This is a genomic window from Ruegeria sp. YKSD179 (assembly GCF_059612885.1).
The window spans coordinates 1-14,085 of the sequence record NZ_JBXWRL010000051.1 but is presented as its reverse complement, the minus strand read 5'-3'; the positions used below and the strand labels follow the sequence as shown (position 1 = coordinate 14,085).

At 53.0% G+C, this 14,085-nt stretch carries 14 protein-coding genes and 1 tRNA gene; 6 read left to right on the top strand and 9 right to left on the bottom strand.

Annotated elements, in window-relative coordinates:
* Positions 1-7: 7 nt before the first annotated feature.
* Complete coding sequence (locus tag AC2FNE_RS19765) at positions 8-1,408, bottom strand: diguanylate cyclase (protein WP_170607965.1); 1,401 nt, start codon at positions 1,406-1,408, stop codon at positions 8-10.
* A gap of 89 nt (positions 1,409-1,497) precedes the next feature.
* Here AC2FNE_RS19765 and AC2FNE_RS19760 point away from each other — a divergent pair, with 89 nt between their 5' ends.
* The 5 genes from AC2FNE_RS19760 (at position 1,498) to AC2FNE_RS19740 (ending at position 5,878) form a co-directional block, all read left to right on the top strand.
* Complete coding sequence (locus tag AC2FNE_RS19760) at positions 1,498-1,782, top strand: DUF3572 domain-containing protein (protein ID WP_170478999.1); 285 nt, start codon at positions 1,498-1,500, stop codon at positions 1,780-1,782.
* 14 nt (positions 1,783-1,796) lie between these two features.
* Positions 1,797-2,489, top strand: a complete 693-nt coding sequence (locus AC2FNE_RS19755; protein WP_170607964.1) for an HAD family hydrolase — start codon at positions 1,797-1,799, stop codon at positions 2,487-2,489.
* 121 nt (positions 2,490-2,610) lie between these two features.
* The gene (locus tag AC2FNE_RS19750) at positions 2,611-4,170 is read left to right on the top strand and encodes a trimethylamine methyltransferase family protein (RefSeq protein ID WP_170607962.1); all 1,560 of its coding nucleotides are present in this window, start codon (positions 2,611-2,613) and stop codon (positions 4,168-4,170) included.
* Between the two features lie 134 nt (positions 4,171-4,304).
* A complete protein-coding gene (locus AC2FNE_RS19745) occupies positions 4,305-4,892 on the top strand; it encodes a heme NO-binding domain-containing protein (RefSeq protein WP_496806105.1) in 588 nt (195 codons plus the stop codon).
* Positions 4,889-5,878 (top strand): diguanylate cyclase domain-containing protein, encoded by a 990-nt coding sequence (locus AC2FNE_RS19740; protein ID WP_496806104.1) that lies wholly within the window; start codon positions 4,889-4,891, stop codon positions 5,876-5,878. The genes AC2FNE_RS19745 and AC2FNE_RS19740 overlap by 4 nt, the downstream gene beginning before the upstream one ends.
* Before the next feature lie 70 nt (positions 5,879-5,948).
* Here the strand turns inward: AC2FNE_RS19740 and AC2FNE_RS19735 are convergent, their stop codons facing one another.
* The 8 genes from AC2FNE_RS19735 to AC2FNE_RS19700 all read right to left on the bottom strand — a co-directional run bounded on the left by AC2FNE_RS19735 (position 5,949) and on the right by AC2FNE_RS19700 (position 13,538).
* Complete coding sequence (locus AC2FNE_RS19735; RefSeq protein ID WP_170607934.1) at positions 5,949-6,644, bottom strand: CbiX/SirB N-terminal domain-containing protein; 696 nt, start codon at positions 6,642-6,644, stop codon at positions 5,949-5,951.
* Positions 6,645-6,720: 76 nt separating this feature from the next.
* Positions 6,721-7,653: an AEC family transporter gene (locus AC2FNE_RS19730; protein ID WP_496806103.1), complete on the bottom strand. Its 933-nt coding sequence runs from the start codon at positions 7,651-7,653 to the stop codon at positions 6,721-6,723.
* A gap of 43 nt (positions 7,654-7,696) precedes the next feature.
* Entirely contained in the window at positions 7,697-8,494 is a 798-nt protein-coding gene (locus AC2FNE_RS19725) for an MBL fold metallo-hydrolase (RefSeq protein ID WP_496806102.1), read from the bottom strand.
* Complete coding sequence (locus AC2FNE_RS19720; RefSeq protein WP_170607933.1) at positions 8,491-9,297, bottom strand: TatD family hydrolase; 807 nt, start codon at positions 9,295-9,297, stop codon at positions 8,491-8,493. Before AC2FNE_RS19720 ends, AC2FNE_RS19725 begins: the two co-directional genes overlap by 4 nt.
* Positions 9,294-10,415, bottom strand: a complete 1,122-nt coding sequence (locus tag AC2FNE_RS19715) for a DNA polymerase III subunit delta' (RefSeq protein ID WP_170607931.1) — start codon at positions 10,413-10,415, stop codon at positions 9,294-9,296. Before AC2FNE_RS19715 ends, AC2FNE_RS19720 begins: the two co-directional genes overlap by 4 nt.
* A gap of 10 nt (positions 10,416-10,425) precedes the next feature.
* On the bottom strand, positions 10,426-11,049 hold the full coding sequence (tmk, locus tag AC2FNE_RS19710; protein ID WP_170479021.1) for a dTMP kinase: 624 nt from the start codon (positions 11,047-11,049) through the stop codon (positions 10,426-10,428).
* On the bottom strand, positions 11,046-12,212 hold the full coding sequence (locus AC2FNE_RS19705) for a D-alanyl-D-alanine carboxypeptidase family protein (protein ID WP_170479023.1): 1,167 nt from the start codon (positions 12,210-12,212) through the stop codon (positions 11,046-11,048). Before AC2FNE_RS19705 ends, tmk begins: the two co-directional genes overlap by 4 nt.
* Before the next feature lie 15 nt (positions 12,213-12,227).
* Positions 12,228-13,538 carry an SPOR domain-containing protein gene (locus tag AC2FNE_RS19700; protein WP_496806101.1) on the bottom strand — a complete coding sequence of 437 codons (1,311 nt, stop codon included), beginning with the start codon at positions 13,536-13,538 and terminating at the stop codon, positions 12,228-12,230.
* Between the two features lie 203 nt (positions 13,539-13,741).
* Between AC2FNE_RS19700 and AC2FNE_RS19695 the strand changes: the two genes are divergently transcribed.
* Positions 13,742-13,831: transfer RNA gene (locus AC2FNE_RS19695), tRNA-Ser, on the top strand.
* The last annotated feature ends 254 nt before the right edge of the window (positions 13,832-14,085 follow it).

The window sequence follows — 14,085 nt, the reverse complement described above, 5'->3', positions numbered from 1 at the left end:
AGGTTAACTACGCGGCATCTGGCCTAATCTGCACTTGATTGCGACCGGCTTTCTTTGCGGCGTACAGTGCTATATCCGCAGATTTTAATAAATCACCAGCCAGAAATGGACTACCACTTCGATTTAAGCTCCATGGTTCGCACAACCTTAGGCCAATACTGATTGTGACTGGGATCGATAACTGGGAGTCCGGCAATCGAAACGGCTCCGCACATATGCGGTCGCATATCAAGTCTGCTGTTTCCAATGCGTTTTCTTGCGGAACATCGGGAATACATATCAAGAATTCTTCACCACCGATCCTCGCGACAAAACCAGCTTTTTCGACGGTGCGCTGCAGTCGGCCTGCCACTTCGGTCAACACGAGGTCGCCGACACTATGTCCAAACCTGTCGTTGATCGACTTAAAGTGGTCAAGATCTGCGACCATTACGGCGAAACTACGCCCTGAATTCAAGGATTTGCGCGCGATTTGGTCAAGCGCGGACATGGCAAAACGGCGATTGTGAAGCCCTGTCAATGCGTCAGTCAGCGAGTCGGTCAGCCCCTTGCGTAATGATGCGCGCAGCTTGTCGTCTGTCTGCTTGCGGGCTATGTGCCGTTTCAATCGTAGGACAATCTCGTCTGTCTCGAAACCGCCCTGGCACACGGCGTCAGCTCCCCAATCCAACGCTTCGGCAGCCAAGTCCGCATTATCACCCTGCATCACTCCGATCAGCGCCGAATGGCGCGTTGTCGCCCTGGATCGTAAGTCCGACAGAATTGTTTGTCCGGCTGCTCCGGGTCCAAGTTCTACAACAATCGCGTCAGGGGCTGGGGCGGAAAGTATACCCTTCAGGTTGGGTAATGTGTGCGTTGATATGGAGTTGGGCATTTGCTTGGACAAAGCCTTACGCCATGTCGAGTTGGTGCGAGTGCTGTGCGCAAGTAACGCCACCAAACCTGCGGGGGGAGGCTTATAAAAGGCGGTTTGCGGTTCTGCAAATCCAATGGACTTGGGTTCATCATTGATCCGCAACTCTTGTTGTTTCCCACGTATGCGAAGAAGGCTACGGACATGTGCAAGCAGTAGGGTGTCTTTGAAAGGGTATGCCAGGACGTCATCCAAACCGTCGGCTAGCGCCTGAATTCGCGCGGCTTTGTCGTTTTGCTGGGTTATGGCGACAACGGGAATATCTGCAAGAGTTGGATCGCCGGCCAACAGTTTCTTTACGTCCGCTGCTTTGCCGTCTGGCAAAGTTTGCGCCGCCAGAACAAGGTCGGGCTGGCTTCGGCGTAACAAAGTCGGCAGTCCCCTTAGCCTTTCACCTTGAACGACATGATACCAAGCAGCAGTCAACTGCACCTTGAGCATAATGCGGTTGGTAGAGACCCCGTCGAGGACAAGTATCGTGCCTTGCACAGACATTGGCGTTCACCGTTAGATTGCATGCGTTGCCAAAGTCTTTATGAGTCTGGTTAACAAACCCTTTCCAAGCTCAATAACGAGGCGAGTTTATGTCGATCTCTAAGAACTCCGCAGAAACACTGGCCCTGAATGCACTGAGCTGGCTGGTGGGTAACGAAGAGCTTCTGCCGATATTTTTAGGCGCAACAGGAGCCTCGGAACAGGATCTGCGTAACCGAGTTGGAGAGACCGAGTTTTTGGTTTCAGTGCTTGATTTTCTGTTGTTGGATGATTCCTGGGTGGTCTCATATTGTGACGCTAATTCAGAAAGTTATGATCTTCCTGCACAAGCTCGATCCGTCTTGGCGGGCGAATCGGCAATGCACTGGACTTGACAGGAGAGCGTGGCGTGCGAGTTGAGGCGCTCATTTTCGACAAAGACGGTACTCTTTTTGATTTTGCGGCCACTTGGGGTGCTTTCGGTCGCGCAGTACTACTGCGCCTTTCTGAAGGAGATACCAGTCAGGCTGCCAAATTGGGTAAGGTAGTAGGTTTTGACTTTGCGCAGGGCTGTTATCAAGGCGACAGTGTTGTTATTGCCGGAACAGTCAGCGAAGTTGCAGACGCCCTGATACCACATCTGAAGGGCTATGATCATTCTGAACTTGTCGGTATTTTGAATCGAGAGTCCGCGCTGGCCGAGCAGGTACCAGCAGTACCCCTTGGCCCGTTTCTGAGTAATTTGCGTCAGACCGGACTAAAACTTGGGGTTGCTACAAATGACGGAGAAATGCCTGCTGTGCAGCATTTGCGGTCTATGGGCATACGAGACTATTTTGATTTTGTCGCTGGATACGACAGCGGGCACGGATTTAAACCGGGGCCGGGGCAATTGCTTGCTTTTGCCAATCACGTGAAGATCAATCCTTCACAAATCGCTATGGTGGGCGACAGCCGTCACGATCTTGAGGCAGGCAGGGCCGCGGGAATGACCACAATCGGTGTGTTGACTGGCGTGGCTCCGGCTGAAGCTTTGGAACCCTTGGCAGATGTAGTTCTGCCCGATATCGGACACATCGCCGGATGGTTGTCGAGCAAGTGACGACATTAGGGGGAAAATAGCATAATAGGGCCACAAAACCGACATCTGTTGTCGCTGACAGAACGGCCATTTGCCGGCACTTCAGGGCTTGCTTGAACAAAGCAGACCCTCGGAGGACCCAATGGCAGAAACCAGGACATCCCGACGCCGCAGTGGTGGACGCGCAGGAGCCGCCGCGAGGCGTGGCAGCGCAGTTATTGACCAGATGCCATGGAACCCGCCAGTTAACACAGATCGTCCAACCGAACCGCTTGGCCCAGAAGGAATCGAAGCCATTCACGACGGTGCAATGCGCATTCTCGAAGAGATTGGAATCGAGTTCTACAACGAAGAAGCCATTGGTATTCTTCGCGAAGCAGGGTGCACAATCAAGGACTCGAACGTTCGAATGGGGCGTGATTTTGTAATGGAAATGGTGGCTAAAGCTCCATCCAGTTTCACCATTACACCGCGCAACCCAGACCACCAAATCACTATTGGCGGTAGAAATCTGCTTTTCGGGAACGTGTCCTCCCCACCGAATTACTGGGACATGGAGATAGGTAAGAAAGTTCCAGGCACCCGTAGAATGTGCCAGGATTTGCTGAAGCTGACTCAATTTTTCAACTGTATTCATTTCGCAGGAGGTTACCCGGTTGAGCCGGTGGACATCCACGCGAGTGTTCGGCACCTGGACGTGCTCTACGATAAACTTACCCTGACCGACAAAGCCATGCATGCCTATTCACTGGGCAAAGAGCGGGTCGAAGATGTCATGGAAATGGTGCGAATTGCCAGCGGCCTAAGCCACGAAGAATTCGAGGCTTCGCCGCGCATGTACACGAATATCAACTCTACCTCTCCGTTAAAGCACGATCACCCAATGATCGACGGTTGTTTGCGCCTAGCGCGACGTGGGCAAGCGATTGTGGTGACCCCATTCACATTGGCCGGGGCAATGGCGCCTGTTACCATGGCCGGAGCTGTTGCACAGTCCTTAGCCGAAGCATTATGCGCTATAGCTCTGTTCCAATATGTCCGGCCGGGAATTCCATGTGTAATCGGTACATTTACGTCGAACGTAGACATGAAATCGGGTGCTCCTGCATTTGGGACGCCGGAATATATGCGATCGACCCAGATGACCGGTCAGATGGCCCGTTTTTACAACCTGCCGATGCGCTCGTCGGGGGTATGCGCTGCAAATGTACCGGACGGACAATCGATCTGGGAAACTTCAAACTCTTTATGGGCGGCAGTGCAATCAGGCACCAACATGGTCTATCACGCGGCCGGTTGGCTTGAAGGCGGCCTTATAGCGAGTCCTGAGAAGTTCGTCATGGATTGCGAAATTTTGCAGCATATTCAACGCTATATGCAGCCAGAGCTGGTCGCGACCGGACCTGACGATATCGCCTTAGATGCCATTCGCGATGTTGGCAATGACGGGCACTTTTTTGGGATTCAACACACGCAGGACAGATATTCTACCGCCTTCTACCAGCCATTTCTTAGCGATTGGAAGAATTATGAGGCCTGGGACGCGGCCGGTGGTATCTGGACTGCTGAGAGGGCGCATAGAATGTTCAAGGAAATCGTGGGCAGTTTTGAAGCCCCACCCATGGAAGAAGCTATCCGAGAAGAACTGGCTGAGTTTGTGGAACGCCGAAAAGCGGAAGGTGGCGCACCTACAGACTTTTAAGCCGATTCTCTTTGTTTGCCCTGTTTGTGTCACAGGCAAACTGACTGGCATTGTAGTGAATAACTGGCCAACTTTGGCAGTTTGTTAAGTTTTCTGCCGTCAGATCATGCAGTACGCGAAACCTGAGGCTTAAAATGCACGGTCTGATCAACAGGGCGATTCAATCATTCGTCTGTGCCACTTATGGGTGGTCCTGCTGGCAACGTGCGACCGAGAAAGCAAATCTCGGGTTTGTCGAATTCGAGCCTATGCTGATATACGATGCAGATGTGTCGACACGAGTACTGGACGCGTTGTGTGCCGAGCTGAGTCGACCTCAATCAGAATTTCTTGAAGACCTTGGAACTTACTTGGTATCGCACCCGAATATGGAAGGTCTGCGCCGTTTGCTACGCTTTGGCGGCGTGACATATGTTGAGTTCCTGCATTCTTTGGATGACCTTTCGGATCGGGCCCGTCTGGCTGTATCCGATCTAGACTTGCCTGTGTTGGAACTGCGCGAGCAATCTTCGACGGAATATACTTTGCGCTGCTCACCAGGGTTGCCCGGATATTCCAGTGTCATGACGGGGGTGTTGCGCGCCATGGCCGATGATTACGGTGCTTTGGTCATGCTTTCCAATGATGAGGGTCTGGGCGCAAACGATGTAATCTCGATAATTTTGGTGGAAAGTGCCTTTTCTGAAGGCCGACGATTCGACCTTGGGGCCCGAGCGCAATGACACCAATGTCGGATCTGGTTGAGTTGCTGGAAACTCTGTGTCCGATGTTTGTCATTGTCGACGAAACAGGACAAATTCAAAGCGTCGGTCACACGTTGCAGAAGTTGCGTCCAGATCAGCCGATGGCTGAGCGAAATTTTCTTGATATCTTCGAACTCATTCGTCCTAAATCAGTAACAACGGTTTCGGGTCTTATGGTGGCTTCTTGCGGCCGGTTGCAACTTAGATTTCGCGATGAACCGCGAACAACGCTCAAGGGGCTAGTCGCTCCGCTGCGGAACCGTTCAGGCGCGGTCATCAATCTGTCCTTCGGTATATCTATCCTAGACGCTGTACGGGACTATGCTCTGACAAGCGCTGATTTTTCCGGGGCTGATCTGGCAATCGAATTACTTTACCTCGTAGAGGCGAAATCAGCCGCGATGGAAGCGTCCCGGTCTCTGAATTTGCGATTGCAGGGCGCCATGTTGGAAGCCGAAGAACAGGCCTATACGGATACGCTTACGGGTCTCAAAAATCGGCGGGCTATGGATCACATGCTGGATCAGCTCATACAATCGCAATCAAGCTTCGCGCTGATGCACCTTGATTTGGATTTCTTTAAGTTAGTAAATGATCGTCTCGGTCATGCAGCTGGTGACCACGTGCTGCAACAGGCGGCGCGAATTATGATGGAAGAAACACGCAGCGACGACACCGTCGCGCGTATTGGGGGCGATGAGTTCGTTCTGATTTTCAAAGGATTGAAAGATCGCAAAACACTGACTGGCATTGCCGAAAGACTAATCGCCAGACTGCGCGAGCCGATCGCATTCGACAACACGGAATGTATTATATCAGCCAGCATCGGAACGGCCCTGTCGACGCAATTCAAAACACAGGAATGGGCAAAGGTCCTGAATGCTGCCGATCAGGCGTTGTATGAGGCTAAGAAAAATGGCAGTTCCCGCCACGTTTTCTATGAAGAACCAGCGAAAGCCAATTGAACTCAATTCTCTTGGTAATTGAGTGGAGCAAGGAGACCGATAACCGCGGTTATCGGAATACTTTCCTTCGTTATTCAGCTGATAACTGGTTTAACCTGTCAGCAATGTGCTGTTGAACTCTCGGCAATTCTCCGACAACGGGCATTACATGACCATTGAAACCAGCACGCGCCAGTTCTTGTGGAACGTCTTCAAGAACATGCCCGCCAGTGCAGGCAAAGAACGGAAGGCAGATCGATTTGCTTTCGGTTCCGGCAGCGGCCTCGGCGATCGAAGGCGGCTGTTCGACAAAGCCAGTTCGGATCGATTTGAAAGACCCAAAACTTTTCAGGCGCGATGCGAACTCCTGCGCCACCTTTCCCGGGTTTTGGCTCCGGCCCGACCCATGTGCCGCGATTACCAAATCAACCTCTACCGCCGTCCATTTATTCAGCTCCAAGAACTTGTGAAGCGCGTCCCAGACCAATGCCGGCAATTCTGGATCGACCCCCAATGGATCAAGCACGCTAACATTTCGGGATCCGATCCTTTTGGGTAGGGCGTTGTTCACAAACCAACCCTTGGCCATAAACAACGGATAAATTGTCGCTCCATCGGGAAGTTCATCCAAGCAGTTTTCCAACGCATTCGGAGCGGCGAGCGTGGCAGAATGGACAGAAATATCAGGAGTCAAAACACCGACCGACCGTGCAAACTCGGCCAGTGAAACTTCGGCTGGGGTTGGGTCCGATGGCTGACCATGAGCGACAATGACGGCGTGTGGCATTCGTTAGTTCCGAAAACTGTTCGAGGGGAAGATGTCGCGTTAGCGGGCAGAGTCAATCCGAACAACGAAAAAACGCTTAACCCAAAAGTATCAGCCACATCCAAACGGAAAGAATCGAAACCGCCGTACCCACCAAAACCGATGAAGCGGCTACACGTTTTGCTCGGCCATACATATTGGCAAAAATGTATGCGTTAAATCCAGGAGCCATAGCCGCGTTTAAGACACCGGAGCGGAACAGATCTTGTGGTAACGACAGTGATGTCCCGAACACCCAAACCAGGCTTGGATGCAAAAGCAGCGAAACACTGCAGACAAAAGCGATCGTGCGCAGGTCACCTTCGGGCCGATACATGACCAGAACGCCGCCCAACGCAAACAACGCACCCGGCAAAGCGGCCCTGGTAATCAAGCCCAAAGCTTCATCCAATGTAGCAGGCACTGTAATTCCGGAGAAGTTGACTATGAATCCAAGACCGATCCCCAAGATCAGCGCGTTTTTGAACATGGCAGACAGCACAGATTTAACCATTCGGGCACTGCCGTGACCACGGTTGCGGATCACCTCCATCACCGTAATGCCAACGAGGTAGCAAAACGGAGAGTGAAAGGCGATTATTGCATAATTCCCTGTCAGGTTGTCAGGACCATAAGCACGTTCGGTAATCGGCAAGCCCAAAAGAACGGAATTCGAGAAAAGGCAACAAAACCCGATTGCAACGCAGTCTTCCCATTCCCGGCCAAAAATAAAGCGTGCTCCAAGCATTCCAGCGACAAAGCACAGACCAGCTGCCGTATAAAAGCTTGCTAAAAGCTTGGGATTGAAACTTGTGCTAAGATCGATGTTTGCGATGGCAAGAAACAACAGGCAGGGGATTGCGAAGCCTTGTGTAAACTTCATCAGTCCATCGATGTGGATTTCGCGAAAATACCCGAAATACGTCGCGGCGTAACCCGCTCCGATTACTAGAAAAACCGGTAGGACAACATCGATCAGACTTTGGAACATTAAGTCGTCCTGACTGCGTCTGGCGGCGAATACACTTTCGAGCCTAAACCGGTTGCCGGATCACCATACCGTCATAGGCGGGTGTGATGTAATCCGGAGTTTCCGCCTCGACCGTGGCATAATCCAGATCGATATGCATATTCGTCAATACAGCGTGCTTTGGCCGCAGCTCGTCTATCCAGCCAAGTGTTCTGTCCAAATGGGCATGGGTCGGATGTGGTGATCGTCGCAATGCATCGATGATTAGGTAATCCAGCCCAGCAAGTTCTGAACGTGTGTCGCTATGAAATTCTGCGACATCAGGCAAGTAAGCCAGATCCTTGATGCGAAAGCCGAGCGCATCGATTGATCCGTGATTTACGCGGAAAGGGCTGAATGGAATAGCTCCTCCGGGCCCGTCTATCTGAAAAGGTCCATCAATGGTTTTTAGTTCAAGGATCGGTGGGTACGGCGAACCTTCGGGTTGAACGAAAGCATATCCAAACCGCCCCAACAGATCGTTCTGAGTGTCCCCATCTGCCCAAACTGGAACGCGCGACTTCATGTTGAATACGATCATACGAAGGTCGTCGATTCCGTTCGTATGGTCCGCATGGGAATGGGTATATACGACGCCATCCAGCCGACCGGTGCCAGTATCCAGCAGCTGACTGCGCATGTCCGGAGAGGTGTCGATTAAGACCGAAGTCGTTCCCTCTGGGCTGTCTCTTTCGACAAGCAGCGAACAACGTCGCCGGGTATTTTTTGGATTCTTTGGGTCGCATTCTCCCCAATGCCCGCCCAGTCGAGGTACGCCCCCGGACGACCCGCAGCCTAAGATAGTAAATCGTAATTCACTCATGCCGCAGCCTTGTATCGGGCGGCCTTAGCGAAAAGCCGGTCGAAATTACTCTGTGTCTGAGCCGCAAAATCCGCGTACGAAACACCAAATACCTCGGCAGCGTTTCGCGCCGTGTAAGCTGTGTATGCCGGTTCGTTCCGCTTTCCACGGTAAGGTGGCGGGGCCAGGTAAGGAGCATCGGTTTCTACCAGAATCCGTTCAATTGGGGCGGCGGCAAAAATGTCTCGTAGCGCTTGGCTTTTTGGAAAAGCAGTAATACCGGACATAGACAGGTAGAAACCCAAATCCAACGCTGTCTTGGCAAGGCTTGCAGTGGATGAAAAGCAATGCATCACACAGGTATAGGGCGCATTACGAAATTCTTCGGATAGAATGCGCGCCATGTCATCGTCAGCGTCACGGGAGTGGATGATCAAAGGCAAACCGGTGCGCTGTGCGGCTGCGATATGAATACGAAGTGACTGTTTTTGCACAGCGGCCGAGTCAGCAGTGTAGTGATAATCCAGTCCGCTTTCCCCAATTCCAACCATCTTGGGATGGTGTGAAATTTCAACCAATTCGTCGACACTGACCAATGGCTCTTCTGCAGCGCTCATAGGGTGAGTGCCTGCAGCGTAGAAGATCTGCGCGTGGGCTTCGGCAATGGATCGGACTTTTGGTTCATTTTGCAACTTGGTGCAGATCGTCACCATGCGGGTAACACCCGCTTCGACCGCACGAGAGATTACTTCATCAAGCTTCCCTTCAAAATCAGGGAAATCCAGATGGCAATGGCTGTCGGTAATTTGGGGGGTATCGCTCATCTGTTTTGGCCGGCGGTTTCCTGTATCTTGAACACCGTATCTAGGACCAAAGCGGTGGGGTCAAGGTTCACGGCCTGCCCGTGTCGCATACGGGCGGTGACGGTGGCTGCGACCTCGGCCCATTTTCTGGCCTGTTGCGGCGTACCAGATAGCCGGACAAGTATTTCCGCCTCATTCGGGGCGGCCTCTGGTATTGGGGAGGCGCCCGTTGCTCCGGTTAATGCCAAGCGGGACAGAGCAACGTCGATGAGGTTAAGCAGCAGTTCAAACTGTTCCTTCGCACCACGCTGTGCTGCTGCTTCGGCCAAGGCGAGGGCGCGCTGACGATCCAATCGGGGAAGCGATTCCAATATGCGAGTTAATTCCGCATAAATCTCTAGACCGCCGAGGTTAATCAATCGTACTGCATTTCCGACAGAACCTTCAGCCAGTGCTGCCAAATGATCAGCCTGGTCAGGCATTTCTGCACCAGCCTGCGTCAAAGCAAGCCGCATATCCTCAGGGCTAAGCGGTTTCAATCGCAGAGTGCGGCAGCGCGATCTAATCGTCGGCAATAACCGCGATGGCTGGTGAGAAATCAAAAGAAGGGTCGTACGTGCCGGCGGCTCTTCGAGCATTTTTAAAAGGGCATTGGCGGCGCTGACGTTCATCTCGTCTGCCGAATCTACGATGACAACCCTCCGCCCGCCGTCTGCGGATGTCATTCCGAAGAACCGGCTAAGTTTTCGAATGTCGTCGACAACGATTTCGGAACGCAACCGGCCTTGTTCGTTCACAGTTCGGGTGATGGCTGCCAGTCCGGGCTCTGCCCCAGCAAGAATGCGATGCGAAACCGGGTGATCAGGATCGATATCCAGTGTGTGCACTGGCGGGGGTGCGCCGAAAAGCCCGTCATCATCTCGTGGCGGGGTTGCGAGAAGAAATTTTGCAATGCGCCAGGCAAGCGTTGCCTTACCCGTCCCACGTGGCCCCGTCAGCAACCAGCCATGGTGTAGCCGGTCTGAGTTGAATGCTGCCAGAAATTCCTGCTCCGCCGCGACCTGACCGAACAGTTGCTTAGTCTCACGCGGATGCGGTGCTCCGGTTGCCTGATCTGGGGCTAGGGCATCTTCGGTCATAGATCTTTCGTCACAAAACTCTTGAGACGATATCTTTCACATCGGCAGCGACGCTGTCTACGTCCCTATTGCCATCGATCACCTTGAACCTGTCGGAAAATTCTTTTGCCAACTCAAGAAACCCCGTCCGCATTCGACGCTGCAGCTCTGGTCCGAAGTCTTCGAATCTTTCTTCCGCGCCTTGACGGCTTTTGGCACGATTAAGGCCCATGTCCGGATCCATATCGATGAGTAGGGTAAGGTCGGGTTCACGCCCAATCATAAGGTCGTGCAGCTGATCGACTAGTCCACGCAGATCGCCGCGAGACAGGCCCTGATACATCCGGGTGCTGTCTGCGAACCGATCGCAAATAACTACCTTTCCAGCGGACAGCGCGGGTTCAATTGTACGTTCAAGATGGTCCCGGCGTGCGGCAGTAAACAGAAGGATTTCAGTTTCAGCTGACCAACGGTCAGGGTCCCCCTGCAGGACAAGATTTCGGATTTCTTCTGCGCCGTCTGATCCGCCAGGTTCGCGTGTCAACACGACCTCGCGACCTTCATTGCGCAAAAAGTCGGCCAGCATGCGCGCTTGAGTCGACTTGCCCGAACCATCGATGCCTTCAAAGGTAAGAAACAAACCTTGTCGCGTCACAATTGCCCCAGCGGCGTATCAATGAACTCTTTCAGAACAATACCGCCTACGGCCATCATACGGACGACAAATCCACCCTGATCCACACTATTTGCTGCGAACAAGGGGCGCCGAATTTCCGGCAATCCTTCGGGTTTTATAACTAGCTCAGCTAACTGCTGGCCTTGAACCACCGGTGTATTGATTGGTCCGTCATAGACAATTTCGGCTTCAACATTTTCATTTCCAAGCACAGGAAACAACAGTGTTAGATCTTCTTGTGGAACCAATCCTACGGTCTTTTCCGCCCCCATCCAAAGCTTGGCTTGGGCTATCGGTTCTTCGGCTTTGGCAACTGTCCTCTCGACAAAATTTCGAAACGACCAGTTAACCACGGCCTCAGCCTCCTCTGCGCGACGTGCCGTACTGTCGAGACCGGAAAGCACAAAAATAACCCTTCGGTCACCTTGTTTTGCTGATCCGACAAGACCATACCCAGCCTCTTGCGTATGGCCGGTTTTCAGACCATCCGCGCCAATATCCAGCTTCAGCAGCGGGTTCCTGTTTCGAGCGTTGGATGGAGCGCGCCCGTCAAATTCGTAAACTTCCTCAGCGAACAGAGGGTAGTATTCAGGGAAATCCGAAATTAAACGATCCGCTAAAACCGCCAAATCATGAACTGACATCATGTGCCCAGCCGCCGGCCAGCCATTCGAATTCGCAAAATTCGAATTGTCCATACCCATTTGCTTGGCGCGTTGGGTCATAAAACGGGCAAAACCTGCTTCGGTTCCATCAGGGCTGAGAGCCTCGGCAATGACCACGCAGGCATCATTACCAGATAATACAATGATTCCACGCAGCAAATCTTCAACTCGAACACGATCTTGCGTGTTCAGGAACATGGTCGAACCGCCATAGCTCATTGCGTGTTCCGACACGGGTAGAGTTTCATCCAGTGTGAGACGTCCGTCACGCAGAGCTTCAAAAGCCACATACAGCGTCATGAGTTTCGACATCGACGCCGGCGGCAACGGCAGGTCCGCCTCTTTTGATAGCAATACCGTGCCCGTTTTCTGATCCATTACGAAAGCTGCACGGGCCGTAGTATCAAACGCATGGGCGGGCAGGGCCAGCAATGCTAGGCCAAGTGACAAAGTCGTCGATCGTATCGCTCGCAACATCCTGGCCTCCTGATCTTAGTTGCTTGCAGTGAATGCGTCTGTGAAACCAAGGTCTTTGACATCTGACAGAATAGCTTTGCGCTGGGCTTTGCTATCCGCCGGGCCGACCACAACGCGCCAGACCGTATCGTCATCTGTTTTAAGCTCGCGAACCTGGGCGTCCATTCCATTACGGCGAATTTTCTCAGCGGCACTTTTGGCGTTGGCTTCAACGCCAAAAGTGCCGACTTGGACGAAAGGCTTAGAGAGGGAATTTGATGTCGCAGTTGTTTCAGCAGCAGTAGCTGTTGTTTCGGCCACTGTCGGTTCGCTGGCCTCAATGGCCGCAGCCGCACCCGCTATTGGATCAAGTGGCATCTCTGTGATTTCGTTGGGATCTTGCTTTTGCCACCATTTTCTCTGGTTCGGGTTCTCTGCGGGCGGCTTGACTTCGGGGTCTGCCAGCGCTGCTGTCTGGTTTGCCGACTCGGTGGGTCGGTCCACTGCATCCCCACTTGCAGTCGCTGATCCGGAGGCCACGTCGGTTTCTTCAACGGGTTTCTTCTGCCACCATTTCCGCTTTTCCGCTGTTTCTGTCAGAGTTTCTGCGTCAGGTTCCGCGGCAGCGGCGGTTTGTTTTGGCGCTGTTTCAGTATCGGTTTCTGCCCCGTCAGAGCCAGAAACGACCGCGCCAGCAGCAGCGCCGGCTACCACGGCTGTCGCTCCAGCCTGGTCCGTTGGCTTTTTCTGCCACCACTTTCGCTTGGATGTCGTGGCCTCAGTGTCTTCAGAAGTTGCTGAATCGTTTTCGGCTACTTCTGTTTCGGCGCTCCCATCGACTTTCGGTTTTTCTTCTGCTGGCGCAACTTCCTTTTGTTCGCGCCGCAATGCCACAACTTTTAAGTTGCTGGGCGAACCAGCCAACATGCCCAATTCATTCGCTGCCGACGATGACACCTGGAGCGCCGGTCCGGGAAGATTTCGTTCTCTGCGGAAAAGGGCACCAGTAACCGTTTTATTGTTGGTGGTATTTTTGATCACGACACGCTCTGGTTGGTCCACGTCAGGATGTGCAACCCAAATGCCACCTAATGACGGGCGTCCATCCCATAATCCGGACTCGGTAACCTGAAACACATCCGGGGCTTCGACGTCGCGCTGCGAACCCGACGCAGGCTGCGGAAACAACTCGACTGTTTGGTCATTCTCAGCAGCATCAGTTTCGTCGCCCGGCGCTGCCGCGCCCTGCAAATCAAAACCTTCTTCACAACCGGAAAGTGCTAATAAAACGGCAGTAAGAACCGCAAGCCGCTGCGGTCCAAAGCGTGTACCCTTCGCTCGCTTCATTTTTTCATCCCTTGCCTGACTTGGCCATTCTGGCCGCGCCTCTCCGCTGGTTGGCTGGTTCTGGTGCCAGTCTCAATGCGGTCTCTGCACCGATGATAACCTGTGGAAGGCGTCATGGAAAGACATCTGCTGCAACTTTGGCAAGATTTCCCGCTTTATGGGTTGCCTCTGGCCGCAACTGGCCTTAGACCCGGCTTCCAAGCGGGGAGGTGGCAGAGTGGTCGAATGCGGCGGTCTTGAAAACCGTTGAACGTGAGAGCGTTCCCAGGGTTCGAATCCCTGTCTCCCCGCCACACACCCCATTCATCGTGAGACATTGATACGGACCTCGGATTTTGTCCCGTTATTCCGGGGGCTTGCGCCGTGTTCCAACGCGCGGAGACGCCACCCTGAGACGGTATTTTCTCGTATTCCCCGCTGCGTCTCTGCACGGCTTAAACCGGGGGTCGGTTTTGCCCCGGAATTTCCCTGCTAGCAGGGAATTTACAGGGAATTTTCTCCCATTGGCGCTCTTTGAGTTGTCTCTGACGCAGATATTTCCCACTGA